20 protein-coding genes are annotated in these 18,903 nt (G+C 66.8%); 18 read left to right on the top strand and 2 right to left on the bottom strand.

The genetic code is table 11. From position 1 onward, the window contains the following. The first annotated feature begins 18 nt into the window (after positions 1 to 18). The 18 genes from HGR_RS04365 (at position 19) to HGR_RS17510 (ending at position 17,346) form a co-directional block, all read left to right on the top strand. Positions 19 to 915: an ABC transporter permease gene (locus tag HGR_RS04365; protein WP_006296886.1), complete on the top strand. Its 897-nt coding sequence runs from the start codon at positions 19 to 21 to the stop codon at positions 913 to 915. Then, positions 912 to 1,670 (top strand): ABC transporter ATP-binding protein, encoded by a 759-nt coding sequence (locus HGR_RS04360; RefSeq protein ID WP_006296885.1) that lies wholly within the window; start codon positions 912 to 914, stop codon positions 1,668 to 1,670. The genes HGR_RS04365 and HGR_RS04360 overlap by 4 nt, the downstream gene beginning before the upstream one ends. Positions 1,671 to 1,777: 107 nt before the next feature. Then, complete coding sequence (locus HGR_RS04355) at positions 1,778 to 3,004, top strand: SfnB family sulfur acquisition oxidoreductase (RefSeq protein ID WP_006296884.1); 1,227 nt, start codon at positions 1,778 to 1,780, stop codon at positions 3,002 to 3,004. Positions 3,005 to 3,028: 24 nt separating this feature from the next. Next, on the top strand, positions 3,029 to 4,300 hold the full coding sequence (locus tag HGR_RS04350; RefSeq protein WP_006296883.1) for an SfnB family sulfur acquisition oxidoreductase: 1,272 nt from the start codon (positions 3,029 to 3,031) through the stop codon (positions 4,298 to 4,300). Positions 4,301 to 4,355: 55 nt separating this feature from the next. After that, complete coding sequence (locus HGR_RS04345) at positions 4,356 to 5,318, top strand: ABC transporter substrate-binding protein (protein WP_006296882.1); 963 nt, start codon at positions 4,356 to 4,358, stop codon at positions 5,316 to 5,318. 11 nt (positions 5,319 to 5,329) lie between these two features. Next, entirely contained in the window at positions 5,330 to 6,688 is a 1,359-nt protein-coding gene (locus HGR_RS04340) for an LLM class flavin-dependent oxidoreductase (protein ID WP_006296881.1), read from the top strand. A gap of 32 nt (positions 6,689 to 6,720) precedes the next feature. Then, entirely contained in the window at positions 6,721 to 7,539 is an 819-nt protein-coding gene (locus HGR_RS04335) for a MetQ/NlpA family ABC transporter substrate-binding protein (RefSeq protein ID WP_006296880.1), read from the top strand. A gap of 93 nt (positions 7,540 to 7,632) precedes the next feature. Further along, the gene (locus tag HGR_RS04330) at positions 7,633 to 8,442 is read left to right on the top strand and encodes a MetQ/NlpA family ABC transporter substrate-binding protein (RefSeq protein ID WP_006296878.1); all 810 of its coding nucleotides are present in this window, start codon (positions 7,633 to 7,635) and stop codon (positions 8,440 to 8,442) included. Positions 8,443 to 8,470: 28 nt separating this feature from the next. Next, positions 8,471 to 9,280 carry a MetQ/NlpA family ABC transporter substrate-binding protein gene (locus HGR_RS04325; RefSeq protein WP_006296876.1) on the top strand — a complete coding sequence of 270 codons (810 nt, stop codon included), beginning with the start codon at positions 8,471 to 8,473 and terminating at the stop codon, positions 9,278 to 9,280. A gap of 67 nt (positions 9,281 to 9,347) precedes the next feature. Next, positions 9,348 to 10,175, top strand: coding sequence for a MetQ/NlpA family ABC transporter substrate-binding protein (locus tag HGR_RS04320; protein ID WP_006296875.1), 828 nt, complete (start codon positions 9,348 to 9,350; stop codon positions 10,173 to 10,175). Continuing rightward, the gene (locus tag HGR_RS04315; protein WP_006296874.1) at positions 10,172 to 11,299 is read left to right on the top strand and encodes a methionine ABC transporter ATP-binding protein; all 1,128 of its coding nucleotides are present in this window, start codon (positions 10,172 to 10,174) and stop codon (positions 11,297 to 11,299) included. Before HGR_RS04320 ends, HGR_RS04315 begins: the two co-directional genes overlap by 4 nt. Further along, entirely contained in the window at positions 11,271 to 11,933 is a 663-nt protein-coding gene (locus HGR_RS04310; RefSeq protein WP_006296873.1) for a methionine ABC transporter permease, read from the top strand. Before HGR_RS04315 ends, HGR_RS04310 begins: the two co-directional genes overlap by 29 nt. A gap of 29 nt (positions 11,934 to 11,962) precedes the next feature. Next, positions 11,963 to 13,108: an FMNH2-dependent alkanesulfonate monooxygenase gene (gene ssuD, locus HGR_RS04305; RefSeq protein WP_006296872.1), complete on the top strand. Its 1,146-nt coding sequence runs from the start codon at positions 11,963 to 11,965 to the stop codon at positions 13,106 to 13,108. Between the two features lie 25 nt (positions 13,109 to 13,133). Beyond that, positions 13,134 to 14,012, top strand: a complete 879-nt coding sequence (locus HGR_RS04300; RefSeq protein WP_006296871.1) for an amidohydrolase family protein — start codon at positions 13,134 to 13,136, stop codon at positions 14,010 to 14,012. Positions 14,013 to 14,131: 119 nt separating this feature from the next. Continuing rightward, positions 14,132 to 14,455: a c-type cytochrome gene (locus HGR_RS04295; RefSeq protein ID WP_006296870.1), complete on the top strand. Its 324-nt coding sequence runs from the start codon at positions 14,132 to 14,134 to the stop codon at positions 14,453 to 14,455. 37 nt (positions 14,456 to 14,492) lie between these two features. Next, entirely contained in the window at positions 14,493 to 15,779 is a 1,287-nt protein-coding gene (locus HGR_RS04290; protein WP_006296868.1) for an NAD(P)/FAD-dependent oxidoreductase, read from the top strand. 112 nt (positions 15,780 to 15,891) lie between these two features. Next, the gene (locus tag HGR_RS04285) at positions 15,892 to 17,055 is read left to right on the top strand and encodes an acyl-CoA dehydrogenase family protein (RefSeq protein ID WP_006296867.1); all 1,164 of its coding nucleotides are present in this window, start codon (positions 15,892 to 15,894) and stop codon (positions 17,053 to 17,055) included. A gap of 153 nt (positions 17,056 to 17,208) precedes the next feature. Next, a complete protein-coding gene (locus tag HGR_RS17510) occupies positions 17,209 to 17,346 on the top strand; it encodes a hypothetical protein (RefSeq protein ID WP_006296864.1) in 138 nt (45 codons plus the stop codon). 97 nt (positions 17,347 to 17,443) lie between these two features. Here the strand turns inward: HGR_RS17510 and HGR_RS04280 are convergent, their stop codons facing one another. Both HGR_RS04280 and HGR_RS04275 read right to left on the bottom strand, forming a co-directional pair. Then, positions 17,444 to 18,181 carry an amino acid ABC transporter ATP-binding protein gene (locus HGR_RS04280; RefSeq protein ID WP_006296863.1) on the bottom strand — a complete coding sequence of 246 codons (738 nt, stop codon included), beginning with the start codon at positions 18,179 to 18,181 and terminating at the stop codon, positions 17,444 to 17,446. Beyond that, on the bottom strand, positions 18,178 to 18,900 hold the full coding sequence (locus tag HGR_RS04275; protein ID WP_006296862.1) for an amino acid ABC transporter permease: 723 nt from the start codon (positions 18,898 to 18,900) through the stop codon (positions 18,178 to 18,180). The genes HGR_RS04280 and HGR_RS04275 overlap by 4 nt, the downstream gene beginning before the upstream one ends. Positions 18,901 to 18,903 lie beyond the last annotated feature (3 nt).

Genomic DNA, 18,903 nt, shown 5'->3' with positions numbered 1-18,903 from the left:
GCAGACAGGAGCGTGCGCATGCCGGTTCCCCCTTCCTCCTTGAGCGGCCTCGTGATTGGCCTGCTTGCTGATCCTGCCACCGCGCGACCGCTGCACGTGCCCGAGGGCGGGCATTCCTCTGCCCGGCGCAGGCCGAACCGTGATTCGGGGCGCGCTTCGGTTCTAGGCCTGGTGCTGCCCCTGCTGGTTGTGATCCTGTGGGAAGTCGCTTCCCGTCTGGGGTGGGTCAATGCCCATCTTCTGCCGGCTCCCAGCGACATTGCGCGGACGCTGCTCGCTTTTGGCGCGCAAGGCTTGACAACCCATGTGGCCGCGAGCAGCGCGCGGGTGTTCGCGGGATTCGCCATCGGCGCCGTGCTCGCCATCGTGATCGGAACGGTGGTCGGTCTCTCGCGCCGGGGTGAAGCCTTGCTGGACCCGACCTTCCAGGCGCTGCGCGCCATTCCCTCGCTCGCTTGGGTGCCCTTGCTGCTGCTGTGGCTGGGCATCGACGAGGCGTCCAAGGTCGTGCTGATCGCCATCGGGGGCTTTTTCCCGGTCTACATGGGCGTGGCCTCCGGGTTCCGTGACGTCGACCGCAAGCTGGTCGAGGTGGCGCGCATGTACCGGCTGGGTCCGGTCGAGCTGGCCCGGCGCGTCCTGCTGCCCGCGGCCCTACCCGCGGTGCTCACCGGCTTGCGCAACGGCTTGAGCCTGGCGTGGATGTTCATGGTCGCGGCCGAACTCATCGCGGCGACCAAGGGCCTGGGCTATCTGTTGACCGACGGCCGCGAAATGGGGCGCCCTGACATCGTGCTGGCGGCCATCGTGCTGCTGGCCCTGCTGGGCAAGGTCACCGACACCGCCTTGGCTTGGCTGGAGCGACGTCTGCTGCACTGGCGTGACAGCTATGACAACGCACGGGGGGCTGCATGATGGCGGGCGCGGACGCGTTGCTGGACGTTCAGGTCCGGCGCAAGGCCTTTGGTGATCGTGCCGTGCTGCAGGACCTGAGCCTGAGCTTGGCGCCGGGCGAGATCGTCAGCCTGGTCGGCGCCAGCGGCTGCGGCAAGAGCACCTTGCTGCGCATCGTTGCAGGGCTGGACACCGACTACGAAGGGCGTGTCGTGCTCGCTGGGCAACCCCAGACCGACATCACGCGTGAGATTGGCTTCATCTTCCAGGAGCCGAGGCTCTTTCCCTGGCTCAACGTCGCCCAGAACGTGGCCTTCGATCTCGGCCAGTCGATCCGTCAAGGAGGCCGCCAGCACCCGCGGGTGGGCGAACTGTTGGCCGAGGTGGGCCTGGCTGGCTTGGAGGAACGCCTGCCCAAGCAGCTGTCGGGTGGGCAGGCCCAGCGCGTGGCGATCGCGCGCGGCCTGTTCACCCAGCCGCGCCTGCTGCTGCTGGATGAGCCCTTCTCGGCCGTCGACGCGTTCACCCGCATCAAGCTGCAGGATTTGCTGGTGGACCTGGCCCGCCGCCATGGACTCACCGTGTTGCTGGTCACGCACGACGTGGACGAGGCGGTGGTGCTCAGCGACCGCGTGCTGGTGCTCGAGGCCAAGGCTGGCGCCGCCCCGCGCGAGATCGACATCGGCCTGCCACGCCCGCGTGAGCGCGAGGACGAGCGCTTGATCCCCTTGCGCTTGCGCACCTTGGAGGCCCTGCGCAAGGCCCATGCCTTTTGAGGCACGACGCGATGCACTGAATTTCGAAGTTGTCTCCTCGGTCCCCTGTGGACCGTTTGCCGGGGCGGCTGCTTTCAGCAGGCGGTCGCCCCTTTTTTCACACGAACATGTCTGCTCCCATTCCGTTTCCCGACCCGTCCGAAGTTCGCCGCATCCGCGACGACGCCGAGGCCCTGACCGTGGCCCACGAGCTGGCGGCCGAGTTCGCGCCCCTGGCCGCGCGGCGCGACCGCGAGCGCATCCTGCCCTGGGAGGAGTTGAATCGGTTTTCCGCGAGCGGTCTGGGCGGCATCACCGTGCCGCGCGAGTTCGGCGGCGCCGAGGTTTCCTACGCCACGCTGGCCCAGGTCTTCGTGATCCTGTGCGAGGCCGACGCCTCGCTGGGCCAGATTCCGCAGAACCAGTACGGGGTACTGGGCGTGCTGCGCGAACTGGGTGACCCGGCACAGAAAGCGCGTTTCTACGGCGAGGTGCTGGCCGGGCGGCGTTTCGGCAATGCCGGGCCCGAGCGCAAGTCGGCCGAGGCCCGCACCATCTTCCAGGGCGCGACCCGTCTCAGCAGCACGTCCGGCGGGCTACGACTCAATGGGCGCCGTTTCTACTCGACCGGCGCGCTGTTCGCGCACCGCATTCCCACGCGCGCCACCGATGACGAAGGCCGCGCCGTGCAGGTCTGGGTGCCGCGCGACGCGCCCGGGCTGAGCATCGTCGACGACTGGGATTCCTTCGGTCAGCGCACCACCGCCAGCGGCCAGGTGCGTTTCGACGACGTGCCGGTCTCGCCGCAGGACGTCCTGCCCGTCTGGCAACTGGCGGATCGGCCCGGCCTGTACGGTCCCGGCTCCCAAATCATCCAGGCCTCCATCGACCAAGGCATTGCCCAGGCGGCGCTGGCGGACGCCCAGCGCTTCGTGCGCGAGCGCACCCGGCCCTGGCCGGATTCGGGGCTGCAGCACGCCCATGACGATCCTTACCTCATCGCGGACGTGGGGCGTCTGCAGGTCGACCTGCACGCCGCGCACGAGGTGCTGCTCGAAGCCGGGCGCGTGCTCGATGAAGTGGCCGCCTTGCCCCGCATCAGTGCCGAGGACAGCGCGCGGGCCTCCATCGCCGTGGCCGAAGCCAAGGTCCTGACCACGCGCATCGCCCTGGAGGCCAGCGAGAAGCTGTTCGAACTCGCGGGCAGTTCGGCCACGCGCGCCACCCACAACCTGGACCGGCACTGGCGCAACGCGCGCGTGCACACCTTGCACGACCCGGTGCGCTGGAAGGCGCATCTCATCGGCAACTACCTGCTCAATGGCACGTTGCCAACCCGCCACTCCTGGAACTGACACCGAGCCAAGGAACAACACGCCATGTCGCTCGTCGAACCCTTGCTGCACGCCGCGCCACCCACTCACAACGACGCGCAGGCCCGACCCGCGCCAGCGAGGGCGCCTCGCCGCCGCCCGGACCCCATCGATGGCACGCTCGCCGTGCTGGTTGCCCAAGGTCTGGCCAGCGACTTTGCCCGGGACGCCGCCCGGCGCGATCGCGAACGCATCTTGCCCTGGACCGAGCTGGACGCCTTCACCGACAGTGGTCTGTGGGGCATCACCGTGCCGCGCGACCATGGCGGGCCCGGCGTGGGCAGCGCTGTCCTGGCCGAGGTCATCGCCCTCATTTGCGCGGCCGACAGCAGCATCGGCCAGATCCCTCAGAACCACTACTACGCTCTGGAAGTGTTGCGCGTGGGGGGCACGGATGCCCAAAAGGCCTTCTTCTACGAACGCGTGTTGGCGGGTGAGCGCTTTGGCAACGCGCTGGCCGAGATCGGCCACAAGGATTACAAGCGCCGCACCCAGCTGATCCCCGATGGCCAAGGTTTTCGCGTGCAGGGGCAGAAGTTCTATTGCACGGGTGCCTTGTTCGCGCACTGGATACCCACCTTGGTGACGGCGCTGGAGCAGGGCAGGGAAGTGACCTACCTGGCCTTCGTTCCGCGCGCGGCCGAGGGCGTGTCCATCACCGACGATTGGGACGGCTTTGGTCAGCGCGTCACCGGCAGCGGCTCCGTCACGTTCGAGAACGTGCGCGTGGAGCCGGAATGGGTGGTGCCTTTCCTGGCGTCCTTCGAGCGGCCGACGACCATCGGCCCCTTCGCGCAGATCATGCACGCGGCCATCGACCTGGGCTTGGCGCGCGGCGCCTTCGCCGCCATGTTGCCTTTCATCCGCGCGCATGCCCGTCCCTGGCCCGACGCCAAGGTGGAGCTGGCGGCGCAGGACCCGCTGCTGATCCAGCAGGTGGGCGAGATCGCGGTGCGCATCCGCGCCGCGGAGGCCCTGGTGCGGCGCGCCGCGCGCTTCGTGGACGCGGCCCAGGCCGATCCCACCGAGCGCAGCGTGGCCGAGGCCTCGGTCGCCGTGGCCGAGGCGCGCGCCGCCACGACGACCGCCTCGCTGGACGCGGGCACGCGCCTGTTCGAGCTGGGGGGCACCGCGGCCACCCTGGGCGGTCGTGGACTGGACCGCTTCTGGCGCAACGCGCGCGTGCACACCTTGCATGACCCGGTGCGCTGGAAGTACCACGCCATCGGCAACTACTACCTCAACGACCGGCTGCCCCCAAGACATGGTGCGCTTTGAGCTCATCCCATCCAAGCCTCCTCCACTTCTACCCACTGCTCGAAAGCACGCTTTCATGAATCTTCTGAATTGCCTTCGCCACCGTGCCCTGCTGTTGCTGGGTCTTGTTGTCGCCTCGGGTCTGTCCCAGGCCGCAGATCCTGTGGTGCTCAAGGTCGGCGACATCAGCTACTACAACTTGCGTGCCTCGGCCGAGCTGTCCAAAGCCTTCGAGGGTGCGCCCTACAAAGTGGAGTGGTCGCAATTCCAGGCCGGCGCGCCGCTGATTGAAGCGCTGAACGCGGGCGCCGTGGATATCGGCTTCCTCGGTGACTCAGCCTTTTTGTTCGCCGCGTCCAAGAGCAGCACGATCAAGCTGATTGGCGTCTCGCGCCAGAGCCCCAAGACCGTGGCCTTGCTCGTGCCCAAGAACTCCACCGCCCAATCCATCGCCGACCTCAAGGGCAAGAAGGTCGCTTACTGGCCCGGCAACTGGGGGCAGCAGCTCACCTCGGCCGCGCTCGCGAAGGCCGGCCTCCCATCGGACCATGTGCAATGGGTGAAGCTCTTGCCGATTGACGCGGGCACCGCGTTCCAAGGCGGCAACATCGATGCCTTCCCGGTTTGGGAACCCTACATCTCGCAGCAGATCGTGCGCTCCGATGCGCGCGTGCTCCTCACCGCCGAGGGTCTGATTCCAGCGCTGAGCGCGATTGCGGCCTATGCTCCCTCGGTCGATGCCAAGCGCGCGGCCATCGCCGATTTCTTCGTGCGCATCGCCAAGGCCCGCGCCTGGGTGGAGGCCAATGTCGACACCTATGCCGACGCCTGGGCCAAGCGCACCTCCATCGATCAAGACGTTTCGCGCCACTGGATTCGTCAGGCCAAGCTGACCGTGGGACCGCTGGACAACGCAACGCAGAGCCAGTTCCAGACCACGGCTGACTTCCTGCAAAAGGAAGGCATCCTGACCTCGGCGTTTGATGTTCGCAAGATTGTCGACACCTCCTTCGCCGCCGCGCTGCAAGCACCGCGTTGAGAGCTCAGGCCATGTCGCAAAGCAAGCAGATTCTGCTCAACGCATTCAATATGAATTGCGTGGGACACATCAACCACGGGCTGTGGACGCACCCGCGCGATGAGTCCACCCGCTACAACACGCTGTCTTACTGGACACAGCTCGCGAAAACGCTGGAGCGCGGTCTCTTCGACGGCCTGTTCCTGGCCGACATCGTGGGCGTTTACGACGTCTACCAAGGCAATGTGGACACCACGCTGCGCGAGTCCATCCAGTTGCCGGTCAACGATCCCTTGCTGCTGGTGTCCGCCATGGCCGCCGTGACCCAGAAGCTCGGGTTCGGCGTCACGGTGAACCTGACCTACGAGCAGCCCTACCTGCTGGCGCGGCGCTTCTCCACGCTGGACCATCTGACGCAGGGGCGCATCGGCTGGAACATCGTCACCGGTTACCTCGACAGTGCCGCCCGCGCCATGGGCCTGGCGCAGCAGTTGCCGCACGATGAGCGCTACGACCGCGCCGACGAATACCTGGACGTGCTCTACCAGCTCTGGGAGGGTAGCTGGGCTGACGATGCGGTGCACCGCGACAAGGCAGCGCGCCGTTTCGCCGATCCCTCGCGCGTGCGCCCGGTCAAGCACCACGGTACCTATTTCGATGTCGAGGGGTACCACTTGAGCGAACCCTCGCCGCAGCGCACACCGGTGCTGTACCAGGCCGGTAGTTCCGGCCGCGGTCAACGCTTCGCCGCGCGTCACGCGGAGTGCGTGTTCATCTCGTCGCCCAACAAGGCGGCCGCCCGCAAGACGGTGCAGGACCTGCGCGAGCAACTGGTACTCGCTGGCCGCCGGCCCGATGACGTGAAAGTGTTTGTGGGCGCGGCCGTGGTGTCGGGTCCCACGACCGCACTGGCACAGGAGAAATACGCCGATTACCGCAACTACGTCAGCCGGGAAGCGGGCCTGGCCCACTTCGCGGCCAGCACCGGCGTCGACTTCTCGGCCTATGACCTGGACGCGCCGGTGGACTACTCGCCCGGCAATGCCATCGAGTCCGCCAGCCAGACCGCTCGGCAGCAGGGCTGGACGCGTCGCAAGCTGCTGGAGCTGTTCGAGCTGGGGGGGCGTTACCCGGCCATCGTGGGCAATGCGGCCGAGGTTGCCGACGAATTGCAGTCCTGGGTGGAGGAGGCTGGGGTTGACGGGTTCAACCTCAGCCGCACCGTGGTGCCCGAAAGCTATGAGGACTTCATCGACCTGGTCGTGCCCGAGCTGCAGAACCGGGGCCTCTACAAGACGGGCTACGCCGAAGGCAGTCTGCGCCATCGGCTGTTCGGCGAGGGCGATCGCTTGCCCGAGCGCCACGCCGCCCACGCCTTCCGCTTCACCTGATCCGACATCCCCCTCAGACAAGGAGTCCCGTCATGAAACGCTTAACCACGCTCCTGGCCGCGCTGACCGCGCTCCTGCTGTGCACCGGTCTGCATGCCCAGCCACTGCGCATCGGCGTCACACCGGGCGCCATCGCCGATTCCATCGAGACGGCGGCCCAGGAGGCGCGCAAGCGCGGCCTGGACGTCAAGGTCATCGAATTCACCGAGTGGACCGGTCCCAACACGGCGCTGGCCGCGGGCGACCTCGACGCCAATTACTTCCAGCATCTGCCTTTCCTCGAAAACGCCGTCAAGGACCGCGCCTACAAGTTCGTGGCCGTCGCCCCGGGCTTGCTGCCCAACCAGGGCCTGTTCTCGCTGAAGGTGCGGCGCTTCCAGGACTTGAAGGAGGGCGCGCGCGTGGCCGTGGCCAATGACCCGGCCAACCAGGGGCGCGGCCTGCTGCTGCTCGAACGTGCCGGCCTGATCCAGTTGCGTGAGGGCTCGGGGGCCCGCGCGACCCTCAACGACATCGTCGTCAATCCCCGCAAGCTCAATTTCGTCGAAGTCGAGGGGCCGCAGCTCGTGCGCGCCCTGGAAGACGTGGACTTGGCCCAAGGCGTGACCTCGCACTATGTCGCCGCTGGCAAGGCCGACATCGCCGACAAACACGGTCTGCTCTACACCGGGCCGGAGGATGTGCGGTATGCCATCCACTTCGTCGCGCGCCAGGACAAGGCCAGCGACCCGCGCCTGTTGCAGTTCATCCAGATCTATCAGACCTCGACCGCCGTGCGCGAACGCATCCGCGCGTCCTACGCCCACAACGAGAAGTTTTACAGCCTGCCCTGGCTGGCCAGACCGCTGTGACCTGAAGTCCGAACCGGCTTCCTCCCTCGGCACCTGCGCCCGCTTTTTCTCCCTTTTTTCTTCATCCTTCATCCATCAACCCATCCCATCACCATGAAGATCCAGCAACTGCTCATCGCCCCGCTGATCGCGCTGTCCGTCCTGAGCGCGCAGGCCGCCGACAAACTCAAGATCGGCGTGCTGCCCGGTGTCTACGCCGACGCCATTGGCGCGGTCGTCAAGGAGGCCAAGGCCCAGGGCATCGAGGTCACCGTTGTCGAATTCACCGACTGGACCACGCCCAACGTGGCCGTGGACGCGGGCGACCTGGACATCAACTTCTTCCAACACCAGCCCTTCCTGGACAACGCCATCAAGAAGAACGGTTTCAAGCTGGCCAGCGCTGGTGTGAGCTTCCTGGCCAACGTCGGCCTGTATTCGCTCAAGCACAAATCCTTGAACGACATTCCCCAGGGCGGCAAGGTGGGCATCGCCAACGACCCGGTGAATCAGGGGCGCGGCCTGTTGCTGCTGCAGAAGGCGGGCCTCATCAAGCTCAAGCCTGGCGTCGGATTTCTGGGCACCCTGGACGACATCGTTGAGAACCCCAAGAAGCTGAGCTTCGTGGAAGTCGAGGGTCCGCAGCTTGTGCGCATCACCGGTGACGTGGACATCGCCCAGGGCTACCCGCATTTCATCGTCGCGTCCAAGGCCTTCAACCCCTCCAGTGGCCTGGTCTATTCCGGCATCGAGGACGCGCGCTTCGCGATCCAGTTCGTCACGAAGTCGGAACGCACCAAGGACCCGGTGATCCAGAAGTTCATCAAGGTGTTCCAAGGCTCGGACGCCGTCAAGGCCGCCATTCACAAGGCCTTCGCCAACGACAACAAGCTCTACACGCTGACCTGGCTCAACGTCAAGTGACGCTTCACCCATCGCGGAGTCCAACATCATGCGAGTTTCACACCTTCTGACCGGGCTGGCCGCCTTGCTGCTGGCCGCCATCGCCCACGCGGGCGACGTCATCAAGATCGGCGCGACGCCCGGCGCCACGGCGGACGCCGTCGCGGCGCTGATTCCGGAGGCCAAGGCGCAGGGACTCGACCTGCGATTGGTCGAGTTCACCGATTGGACCTTGCCGAACGAGGCCGTCAACAACGGCGACATTGATCTCAATTTCTTCCAGCACCAGGCGTTCTTGAACAACGCCATCAAGGAGCGCGGCTACAAGCTGGAGTTCGTGGGCCTGGGGCTGCTGCAGAACATCGGCATTTATTCCAGCCGCCACAAGCGCCTGGCCGACGTTCCCAACAAGGCCAAGGTCGCGGTGGCCAATGACCCGGTGAACCAGGGGCGCGGCTTGCTGCTGTTGCAGAAAGCCGGTCTCATCAAGCTGAGGCGGGGCGAGGCCGTGGGCGCCACGGTGCACGACGTCATCGAGAACCCCAAGCAGCTGCAGTTCTTCGAGATCGAGGGTCCGCAGCTCATCCGGTCTCTGGACGATCTGGATCTGGTGGTGGTCTGGCCGAGCTACTTCTTCAACGCGGGCAAGAAGGAGCAAGCCAGCCAGGCGCTGCTGTATTCCGGCATCGCCGACACCTTCTACGCCATGGGCTTCGTGGCCCGTTCCGACAAGGCCAAGGACGCGAAGATCGCCAAGTTCGTGTCCTTGTTCCAGAACTCGGCCCGGGTGCGCGAGGTGATCGCCTCGCGCTTTAACAACGACGCCAAGCTGTACACCCTGCCGTGGCTGCAAAAGTAGGCTTGCAAATCCCTGCCGCCGCGCGGCGCGCAGGGGGCTTCGTCACCGTCTGACCTTTCCGAAACCCATGCGCTTTTCTATTCTCCTCCGCACCACTCTCGCGTTCTTCGCTCTGCTGGCCGCCACCGCCTGGGCCCAGGCCCCGCTCAAGATCGGGGTGACACCCGGTCCGCTGGCCGACTCAGCGGAAGTCGCCGCACGCGAGGCCCGCAAGCAAGGCCTGGAAGTCCAGATCGTCGAGTTCAGCGACTGGATCACTCCCAATACCGCGCTCGCGGCCAAGGACCTGGATGCCAACTACTTCCAGCACCACGCCTTCCTCGACAATGCCGTCCGCGAGCGCGGCTACAAGTTCCGCAGCATTGGGGTGGGCCTGCAGGGCAGCCTGGGACTGTACTCGGCGCGCTACAAGAGGATCGAAGATATTCCCACGGGCGCGCGCCTGGCCATCGCCAACGACCCCGCCAATCAGACGCGAGCGCTGGGCTTCTTGCGCGACATCGGCCTGATCACGCTCAACGTGCGCACCCCGCGCGCGATCACCCCCGACGACATCGCCACCAACCCGAAGAAGCTCAAGCTCGTCGAGATTCCCGGGCCGCAGCTGGTTCGCTCGTTCGAAGACGTGGACGTGGAAGTCTCCCCTCCCAGCAGCTTCGTGACCGCCGGTCGCAAGGACGTGGCCCATGCCGCGCTGCGCTATTCGCTCGACGACGACAGCTACTGGGCCATCCAGTTCGTCGCCCGCGAGGACAATGCCGCCGACCCGCGCCTGGCCAAGTACATCGCCATCTACCAGGCGTCCGAAGCGGTGCGCACGCAGCTGCACGCGTCCTACGGCAGCAACACCCACTTCTACCGCCTCGCGTGGATGAAGCAAAAGCCGCAACCATGAACGCGCCACATTCGCCGATCCACCTGCAGCCAGCGTCCTGTGCGCATGTCCGCGCGGGAACGGTCGCCTTTGAGCACCTGGGCAAGACCTATCAAGCGTCCTCGGGGCCAGTGCACGCGTTGCAGGACATCAGCCTGAGCATTCCCGCGGGCAGCATCTTCGGCATCATTGGGCGCAGCGGCGCGGGCAAGTCCAGCCTGCTGCGCACGATCAATCGGCTGGAGCGGCCCTCGTCCGGCCGGGTGTTGGTCGATGGCGTCGACATTGCCAGCCTGAACGAGGATGAATTGGTCCGCCTGCGCCGCCGCGTCGGCATGATCTTCCAGCACTTCAACCTGCTGTCGGCCAAGACGGTGTACGAGAACGTGGCGCTGCCTCTGCGTGTCGCGGGCGCCTCGCGCGTCGAGATCGACCGGCGCGTGCGGGACTTGCTGGCCCTGGTGGGCTTGCAGGACAAGGCGAACGTCCGGCCCGCGCGGCTGTCCGGCGGACAGAAGCAACGCGTGGGGATCGCCCGCGCGCTGGCCACCGACCCGCAGATCCTGCTGTGCGACGAGGCCACGTCGGCGCTGGACCCCGAGACCACGCAGTCCATCCTGCAACTGCTGCGCGGCATCAACCGTCGGCTGGGCATCACCATCATCCTGATCACGCACGAGATGAGCGTGATCCGCGAGATCGCGGACCAGGTCTTGGTGCTTGAGCAGGGCCGCATCGCCGAATTCGGCGAGGTCTGGCAGGTGTTTGGCGCGCCCGCGCACGTCGCCACGCGCGCCTTGCTGGCGCCGCTGCAGCATGGACTGCCCGACGACCTGCAAGGCCGCTTGCTGCCGCACCCGCCCGCCGAAGGGCTGGCCCATCGCAAAATCCTGCGGCTGGGCTACACCGGTGCCAATGCGCTGGAGCCGGATATCGCGCGCATTGCCCAGGCCCTGCCCGCGGGCACGCGCCTGGTGCACGGCGGGGTCGACCGCATCCAGGGCCATGTGCATGGCCGCCTCCTGCTGTCCGTCGCGGGCACCGCGCCGCTGCCGGATTTTTCCCTTTTGACGCAGGGGCCGCAGGCCCTCGCGCACTCCATCGAGGTGATCGGTCATGTCCTGGACCTTGAGCATTCCCTTTGAACGCTATCTGCAGGCCTTCCTTGACACGCTGATGATGGTGGGGGTCTCGGCCTCCATCGCCTTCGTGGCGGGTGTTCCGCTGGCCGTGCTGCTGATCGTCACCGCGCCGAGCGGTTTCCTGCCTTCGCCGCGCGTCAACCGCGTCGTCGGCAGCGTCATCAACGGCTTTCGCGCCACGCCCTTCATCGTGCTGCTGGTGGCACTGATTCCCTTCACCCGCGTGGTGGCGGGCACCACCATTGGCGTGTGGGCCGCGATCGTGCCCTTGGCCATCAGTGCCACGCCTTTCTTCGCGCGCATTGCCGAGGTCAGCCTGCGCGAAGTCGAGGCGGGCCTGATCGAGGCCGCGCAGGCCATGGGCTGCAAGCGCTGGCACATCGTGCGCCACGTGCTGCTGCCCGAGGCACTGCCTGGCATCGTCGGTGGCTTCACCATCACCGTCGTGTCGCTGATCGGCGCCTCCGCCATGGCCGGCGCGGTGGGCGCGGGAGGTCTGGGCGACCTGGCCATCCGCTACGGCTACCAGCGCTTCGATACCCAGGTGATGGTGCTCGTGATCGCCGTGCTGATCGCCCTGGTCACCCTGGTGCAGTTCGCTGGCGACCGGCTCGCGCGCTGGCTGCGCGAGCGCTGAAACCCTCCAAGACGCAACAAGGATTTTCCGTGAGCCTCGACATCTTCTGGTTCCTGCCCACCTCGGGCGACACCCGTTACCTGGGCAAGAGCGATTTCGGCCGCGCGCCGACCAATGCCTACCTGCGTGAGATCGCCGTCACCGCCGACCGGCTGGGGTATGACGGTCTGCTGATTCCGACGGGCAGCTCCTGCCAGGACCCCTGGGTCACCGCGGCCAGCTTGATTCCGGTCACGCAGCGCATCAAGCTGCTGGTGGCCTTGCGTACGTCCCTGGGCAACCCCACCGCGTCCGCCCGCCAGGCCGCCACGTTGGATCAGGCCCTGGGCGGTCGGCTGCTGTTGAACGTGGTGCCTGGGGGTGACGCGACCGAGCTGGCCGCCGACGGGGTGTTCTACAGCCATGACGAACGCTACGAGGCCAGCGACGAGTTCCTGACCATCTGGCGGCGTTTGTTGCAGGGCGAGAAAGTCGATTTCGACGGCCGTCATCTGCGCGTCAAGGGCGCGCAGAACTTCCATGCGCCGGTGTCGCGGCCCTATCCGCCGCTGTACTTTGGAGGCTCCTCGCCAGCCGCCCACGAACTCGCGGCCAAGCACGTCGACGCCTACCTGAGCTGGGGCGAGCCGCCTGCCGCCGTCGCGCAGAAGATCACCGACGTGAAGGCGAGGGCGGCCAAGCATGGACGTGATCCCGCGGCCCTGCGCTTCGGCGTGCGCCTGCATGTCATCGTGCGCGAAACCAGCGAGGAGGCCTGGGCCGACGCCGACCGCCTGATCAGCCACTTGACCGACGAGGACATCGCCGCCGCGCAGGCCAACTACGCGAAGATGGATTCCGTGGGTCAGCAGCGCATGGCCGCCTTGCATGGTGGGCGGCGTGAGCAGCTCGTGGTTGGCCCCAACCTCTGGGCCGGCGTGGGCCTGGTGCGCGGTGGCGCGGGCACGGCGTTGGTCGGCAATCCGCGGGAAGTCGCGGCACGGCTGCAGGAGTACGCGGACGTGGGCGTGAGCAGCTTCGTGCTGTCTGGATATCCGCACCTCGAGGAGGCCGTGCGTTTCGCCGAGCTGGTGTTCCCGCTCCTGCCTGGCAAGCAGGCCGTGACCCTGCGCGACCAGGTGCTCACGGGCGGCGCCTTCGATGTCCGTGCCTCCCAACAGGCCTCCGCTTCCTGAATACCTTTCCCGCCCCCTTGCCGCCATGAGCACCACCAGCACCCCCCAACGCGTGATCGACATGCGTTGCCGCCCGGCGTACCTGCATGATTTTTTCGGCAAGACCCCGGATTCTCCCGGCGAGGCGACGGCGCGCTGGCTCAACCGGCGCGTGGGCACGCGTGGCGATGACGGGCACTTCATCCGCTCGCGCACCCGCGAGGGCTTTCTGGCCGAGCTGCGCGAGGCCGGGCGCAGCCATGGCCTCGCGCAGGCGGTGGTCGTGGGACGCCACACCCCCAGCCAGCATCTGCCCAACGAGACGATCCATCAAATCGTCAGCGGCCACCCCGAGCTGCTGGGCATTGCCGGCGTGGACCCGGTGGTGCAGGGCGAGCTGGTGGCACTGGCCGAGGCCGAGCACGCCGTCAAGCATCTGGGCTTGAGGGGCATCGGGATCGAACCCGGTTTTGGCGAGCCGCCGCGCCACCCCGACGACCGGGCCTATTGGCCGGTCTACGAGCTGGCGCGCAGCTTGAACGTGCCGGTGTTCCTGATGACCGGGCCGACCACGCCCGACCTGAGCTACAACGACCCCGCACCTCTGGCGCGGGTGGCCCAGGCCTTCCCGAGCGTGCCGCTCGTGGCCTACCACGGGTATTGGCCGAATGTGCAACAGGCCATTGGCGTGGCCTTTCGCTACGACAACGTTTTCCTGGTGCCCGACATGTACCTGTTCCAACCGGGTAGCGGCGTCTACGTGGACGCCGCCAACAGTTTTCTGGCGGACCAGCTGCTGTTTGGCTCCTCCTACCCGTTTCGTCCCATCACCCAGAGCATCGACGATGCGCTGGCGCTGGGATTCCATGCCGACGTGATCGACAAGGTACTCTACGGCAATGCGGCGCGGCTGCTGCGGGTGTGAGTCTTTTTATGCAAGGCGGGTCATATCCAAAGAACTATTCATTTGTTTCGCCCCGCCCGAGAGGCACCGATACTGGCCGCCGTCACGCATCTCCCGTCTTGGACTTCAAGGAAGCTGTCATGAAAAAAACATTCATTGCTCCCGGCCTGGCGCTGATGCTGGCGGTAGGCCTGTACACCCAGGCCGCCGCGCAGGGCGTGGACACCCAGGCCCGCGTCTGGGCCGCCAGCTGCGCGGCCTGCCATGGCACGAACGGGGCGGGCGGCCCCGCGCGGGGCGCGATTCCGGTGATCGCCGGGCAGGACCAGGCCGTGCTGCTGCAAAAGCTGCTGGCCTACAAGAAGGGCGAGCTGCAGGCCACGGTGATGCACCAGCACGCCAAGGGTTACAGCGACGCCGAGCTCGAACGCCTGGCGGCCTATTTCGCCGCCCAGAAACCTTGAATCGGCCCCAACCCTCGATAGCCCTGGAGACTCGCAAATGAACAAGATCGCACGCAGAACCCTTTTGCGCACCCTTGCAGTGGGCGCTGGCGCGGGAGCGCTGGCCGCCATGACCGGCTGCGCAACCCCGGCCGCCACGGCGCGCCAGCGCGTGGTCGTCATCGGCGGCGGCTACGGCGGCGCGACGGCGGCCAAGTACCTGCGACTGTGGGCGCCCGAGCTTGAGGTGGTGCTGGTTGAACGGGAGGCCGCCTTCATCTCCTGCCCGCTGTCCAACCTCGTGCTGGGCGGCTACGAGACCCTCGAGAATCTGACCACGAGCTACGACACGCTGCAGCGCAAGCACGGCGTGCGCGTGGTGCGTGACGAAGCCACGGCCATCGACGTGGCCAAGAAGGAAGTGCGGCTGGCGCGTGGCGACACCCTGAAATACGACCGCCTCATCGTGTCGCCAGGCATCGATTTCCTCTACAACCAGACACCCGGGTTGGAAAGCGCCGAGGCGCAAGCCAAGGTGCTGCATGCCTGGAAGGCGGGCGCTCAGACGGTCGCGCTGCGCAAGCAGCTCGAAGCCTTGGACAACGGCGGCACCTATGTGCTGCACATTCCCAAGGCGCCGTACCGCTGCCCGCCCGGACCTTATGAGCGCGTCTCCCAGGTCGCGTCCTACTTCAAGGCGCACAAACCGCGCTCCAAGGTCATCGTGTTGGACGCCAACCCCGACATCGTCTCCAAGAAGGGCCTCTTCCTCAAGGCCTGGAACGAGCTGTACCCGGGCCTGGTCGAGTACCGGGCGAGCAGTGAACTGGTGCGCGTCGACGTCAGCAACCTGTCCATCGAGACCAGCTTCGACACCGTGCGCGCGGGCGTGCTCAACGTGGTGCCGCCGCAGCAGGCGGGCCGCATCGCCCAGCAGGCCCAGCTGCTCAACGTGGGCGGGCGCTGGGCGGGCGTGGACTTCCGCAGCTTCGAGTCCGCCGTCGCGCCGGGTGTGCATGTGCTGGGCGACGCCACGGCCTCGGCGCCGGGCATGCCCAAATCCGGCTTCATGGCCAACAACCACGGCAAGGTCGCGGCGGACGCGGTGATCGCGCTGCTGCAGGGGCGCGAGGTCAACCCCGAGCCCATCCTCGCCAATACCTGCTACAGCTTCGTGTCCGCCACCGAGGTGGTGCATGTGGCTTCGGTGCACAAATGGAACGCCGAACAGAAGACCGTGGTGGCGGTGCAAGGCGCTGGCGGGCTGTCGCCGGCCGCCAATGCGCTGGAAGGGCAGTACGCCAAGTCCTGGGCGCGCAACATCTGGGCCGACGCGCTGCTCTGAGTCGCGCGCTGCGCCGCTGCCTGAGTTCGGCGGCGCTTAGATGTTGTCGCCATAAGCAAGCAACGATTCATTCGTTCCCAGCGCGAGCCTTCTTCGCTAGAGTCCTGGCGCCATGGACATCAAGCAAACCCTGGAAGAACAACTCGCGCTGCTGTGCGCCAGCCTGGCGGCGACGGCCGTCGAACGTGATCGCCGGGGCGGCCACGCCGCCGCCGAGCGCGCCCTGTTGCGCGACAGCGGCTTGCTGACCCTGGCCGTGCCCGCGAAGTTCGGCGGGCAGGGTGAGCGCTGGCCCGTCATCCTGCGCGCCATCCGCCGCATCGCGGCGGTGGACAGTTCGATGGCGCACCTCTTTGCCTTTCAGCACCTGCAAGTGGCCAGCCTGTCCTTCTTTGGCAGCGAGGCGCAGCAACAGGAATGGCTGACGCGCACCGTGCGCGAGCGCTGGTTCTGGGGCAATGCGAACAACCCGGCCGACAAGCGCGTCACGGCGGTGGAATTCGACGAAGGCCTGGTGCTCAATGGCGTCAAAAGCTTCTGCTCGGGCGCGGTGGGGGCCGACGTGCTGCTGGTGTCGGCCCACCTGGAATGCGGCCGGCTGATCGCGGCGACCGTGCCCACGGACCGCGAGGGTTTGCAGATCCAAGGCGACTGGAACGCCATCGGCCAGCGCCAGACCGACAGCGGCAACGTCGTCTTCGAGGACGTGCTCGTGAAACCGGAGGAAGTGCTGAACCCCGGTCCGGGCAGCAGTGCCTGGGCCTCGCTGCGCTCCACGCTCTCGCAGTCCATGCTGGTCAACATATACCTCGGCATCGCCGAGGGCGCGCACCAGGCCGCGCGAGACCACACGCGGCAGTGGCGCCGGCCCTGGGTGCTTTCCAACGTGGAGCAAGCCACGCAGGACCCGTACCTGCTGGAGAAGTTTGGCGAGTTCTGGGTGCAGCTCAAGGCCGCCGAGGCCCTGGCCGAGCAGGCGGCGCAGCAGATCGAGGCGGCCTGGCAGCGCGGTGAGGCGCTGACGGCCGAGGAGCGTGGCGCGGCCTCCGTCGCGGTGGCCACCGCCAAGGTGGTGGCGGCGCGCGCGGCCTTGGACATCGGCAGCCGCTTGTTCGAGGTGGCGGGTACTTCCTCCTTGCACGCACCCTTGGGTCACGACCGCTTTTGGCGCAACGCCCGCACCCACACTCTGCACGACCCCATCGAGTACAAGCTGCGCGATCTGGGCAACTGGGCGCTGAACGATGTCTTGCCCCCGCCCTCCGCCTACACCTGAACGCGTGCTGGCCAAGTGCCGAGCAAGTATCGGCCGTGCCGGGTGCCGGGTGCCGGTGGTCTTATGCCGATTTGGTCATATCGATCTGACGATCTTTTCGTTCCATTCGCGGCCGATTGTTTTCAGAATGCTCACACCCCATCCAGGAAGCACATGACTCAGCGACTGCTTGAAACTCAAGACGACGGCACGGGTGCGGATTGGCCCGTCTCGCGGTGGCAGCGTGCGGTGCTGGGCATGGCTTTGGCCGCCTTGCTGCTGGTGACGCATGCGCTGCCGCGCCTGAGTTGAGAGGGCCACCGTCGTACTTCCCAGGCCACCCAAGACAACTCAGGCGGCCCATGGGTCGGGTACGCTTGACCCGAGACGAGACCAGGCGAGATGCAGGTCAGTGGCTGCGGATGTCCGCGATGAACTGGCGCGCGCGCGGATGTTCCGGCTGGGTGAAGAAGGCCTCCGGCGTGGCGCGTTCCAGCACCCGGCCCGCGTCCATGAAAAGCACGCGATCGGCCACCTCGCGCGCGAAGCCCATTTCGTGCGTGACGATCAGCATGGTCATGCCGTCGCGGGCCAGTCCCTTCATCACTTGCAGCACCTCGCCGACCATCTCGGGGTCGAGCGCGCTGGTGGGCTCGTCGAACAGCATCAGCGGCGGCTGCATGGCCAGGGCGCGGGCGATGGCCACGCGCTGCTGCTGCCCGCCCGACAGCTGCGCGGGCAGGGCGTCGGCCTTGTGGGCCAGGCCGACGCGGTCCAGCAGGGCGAGCGCGCGCTCGCGCGCCTCGGCCTTCGTGGCCCGCTTGAGATAAACCGGCGCCAGCGTGCAGTTGTCCAGCGCGCTCAAGTGCGGGAACAGGTTGAACTGCTGGAACACGAAGCCGATGCCTGAGCGCAAGGCGTTGAGGTCCAGGCCCTTGCGGTGGATGTCCTCGCCATTGAGCGTGATGCGTCCGCCGTCGATCGGCTCCAACCGGTTGAGGGTGCGGATCAGCGTGGACTTGCCCGAGCCCGATGGGCCGCAGACCACGACCACCTCGCCGCGGTTCACGGTTTCGCTCACATCGACCAGCGCGTGGTAGTCGCGACGCTGGCCATACCATTTGTTGACGTTCTCGAAGGTGATCATGCGGTGGCGGGGACGGAATGTTGAGGGATGGGCCGTGCCTTGCGTTCCAGTCGGCGTTCCATCCAGTAGGCGAAACGAGAGAGGCTGAAGCACAGCACGAAATAGCTCAGACCCAGGATCAGGTAGAGCTGTACCGGGTAGACGAAGACCTGGGTGTTGATTTGCGAGGTGATGAAGGACACCTCGTTCAGTCCGATGATGTAGCCCAGCGAGGTTTCCTTGATGGTCATCACGAACTGGCTGACCAGCGACGGCAGCATGTTGCGCAGGGCCTGCGGCAGGATGACCCCGCGCATGGCCTGCAGCCAGGACAGGCCGAGCGACCGCGCGCTTTCCATCTGGCCGCGCGGCAGGCCTTGGATGCCCGCGCGCACCACCTCCGCGAGGTAGGCGCCGTTGAACAGCGCGAGCGCGATCAGCATGGTGGTGAATTGGTCCGTCTTGGCGCCCGTCACGCTGGGCAGGAAGAAGTAGGCCCAGAACACCACCATCAGCAGCGGCGTGCCGCGCACCACGTAGACCAGGGCGGTCACGGGCCAGCGCAGGGCGCGCCAGGGGCTGACCCGCGCGAGACCCAGCACCAGACCGGCGGGCAGGGCGGCGAGCAGGCCGGCAGCGGACAGCAGCAGGGTGAGGGCCAGCCCGCCCAGCGGGCCTTCGGGGTACTGGCCGACCAGGAAATAGAGCCAGTAGTTGTCGATGACTTCCAGAAAGGTCATGGG

Source organism: Hylemonella gracilis ATCC 19624 (assembly GCF_000211835.1).
Lineage (GTDB): Bacteria > Pseudomonadota > Gammaproteobacteria > Burkholderiales > Burkholderiaceae_C > Hylemonella > Hylemonella gracilis.
The sequence above is the reverse complement of the archived record's forward strand: the minus strand, read 5'-3'. Positions and strand labels throughout refer to the sequence as shown.

What these genes read in the sequence shown, in the direction of transcription:
- HGR_RS04365 (WP_006296886.1), top strand. Translation starts at nt 19, where the DNA reads ATGCCGGTTCCCCCTTCCTCCTTGAGCGGCCTCGTGATTGGCCTGCTT.
- HGR_RS04360 (WP_006296885.1), top strand. Translation starts at nt 912, where the DNA reads ATGATGGCGGGCGCGGACGCGTTGCTGGACGTTCAGGTCCGGCGCAAG.
- HGR_RS04355 (WP_006296884.1), top strand. Translation starts at nt 1,778, where the DNA reads ATGTCTGCTCCCATTCCGTTTCCCGACCCGTCCGAAGTTCGCCGCATC.
- HGR_RS04350 (WP_006296883.1), top strand. Translation starts at nt 3,029, where the DNA reads ATGTCGCTCGTCGAACCCTTGCTGCACGCCGCGCCACCCACTCACAAC.
- HGR_RS04345 (WP_006296882.1), top strand. Translation starts at nt 4,356, where the DNA reads ATGAATCTTCTGAATTGCCTTCGCCACCGTGCCCTGCTGTTGCTGGGT.
- HGR_RS04340 (WP_006296881.1), top strand. Translation starts at nt 5,330, where the DNA reads ATGTCGCAAAGCAAGCAGATTCTGCTCAACGCATTCAATATGAATTGC.
- HGR_RS04335 (WP_006296880.1), top strand. Translation starts at nt 6,721, where the DNA reads ATGAAACGCTTAACCACGCTCCTGGCCGCGCTGACCGCGCTCCTGCTG.
- HGR_RS04330 (WP_006296878.1), top strand. Translation starts at nt 7,633, where the DNA reads ATGAAGATCCAGCAACTGCTCATCGCCCCGCTGATCGCGCTGTCCGTC.
- HGR_RS04325 (WP_006296876.1), top strand. Translation starts at nt 8,471, where the DNA reads ATGCGAGTTTCACACCTTCTGACCGGGCTGGCCGCCTTGCTGCTGGCC.
- HGR_RS04320 (WP_006296875.1), top strand. Translation starts at nt 9,348, where the DNA reads ATGCGCTTTTCTATTCTCCTCCGCACCACTCTCGCGTTCTTCGCTCTG.
- HGR_RS04315 (WP_006296874.1), top strand. Translation starts at nt 10,172, where the DNA reads ATGAACGCGCCACATTCGCCGATCCACCTGCAGCCAGCGTCCTGTGCG.
- HGR_RS04310 (WP_006296873.1), top strand. Translation starts at nt 11,271, where the DNA reads ATGTCCTGGACCTTGAGCATTCCCTTTGAACGCTATCTGCAGGCCTTC.
- HGR_RS04300 (WP_006296871.1), top strand. Translation starts at nt 13,134, where the DNA reads ATGAGCACCACCAGCACCCCCCAACGCGTGATCGACATGCGTTGCCGC.
- HGR_RS04295 (WP_006296870.1), top strand. Translation starts at nt 14,132, where the DNA reads ATGAAAAAAACATTCATTGCTCCCGGCCTGGCGCTGATGCTGGCGGTA.
- HGR_RS04290 (WP_006296868.1), top strand. Translation starts at nt 14,493, where the DNA reads ATGAACAAGATCGCACGCAGAACCCTTTTGCGCACCCTTGCAGTGGGC.
- HGR_RS04285 (WP_006296867.1), top strand. Translation starts at nt 15,892, where the DNA reads ATGGACATCAAGCAAACCCTGGAAGAACAACTCGCGCTGCTGTGCGCC.
- HGR_RS17510 (WP_006296864.1), top strand. Translation starts at nt 17,209, where the DNA reads ATGACTCAGCGACTGCTTGAAACTCAAGACGACGGCACGGGTGCGGAT.
- HGR_RS04280 (WP_006296863.1), bottom strand. Translation starts at nt 18,181, where the DNA reads ATGATCACCTTCGAGAACGTCAACAAATGGTATGGCCAGCGTCGCGAC.
- HGR_RS04275 (WP_006296862.1), bottom strand. Translation starts at nt 18,900, where the DNA reads ATGACCTTTCTGGAAGTCATCGACAACTACTGGCTCTATTTCCTGGTC.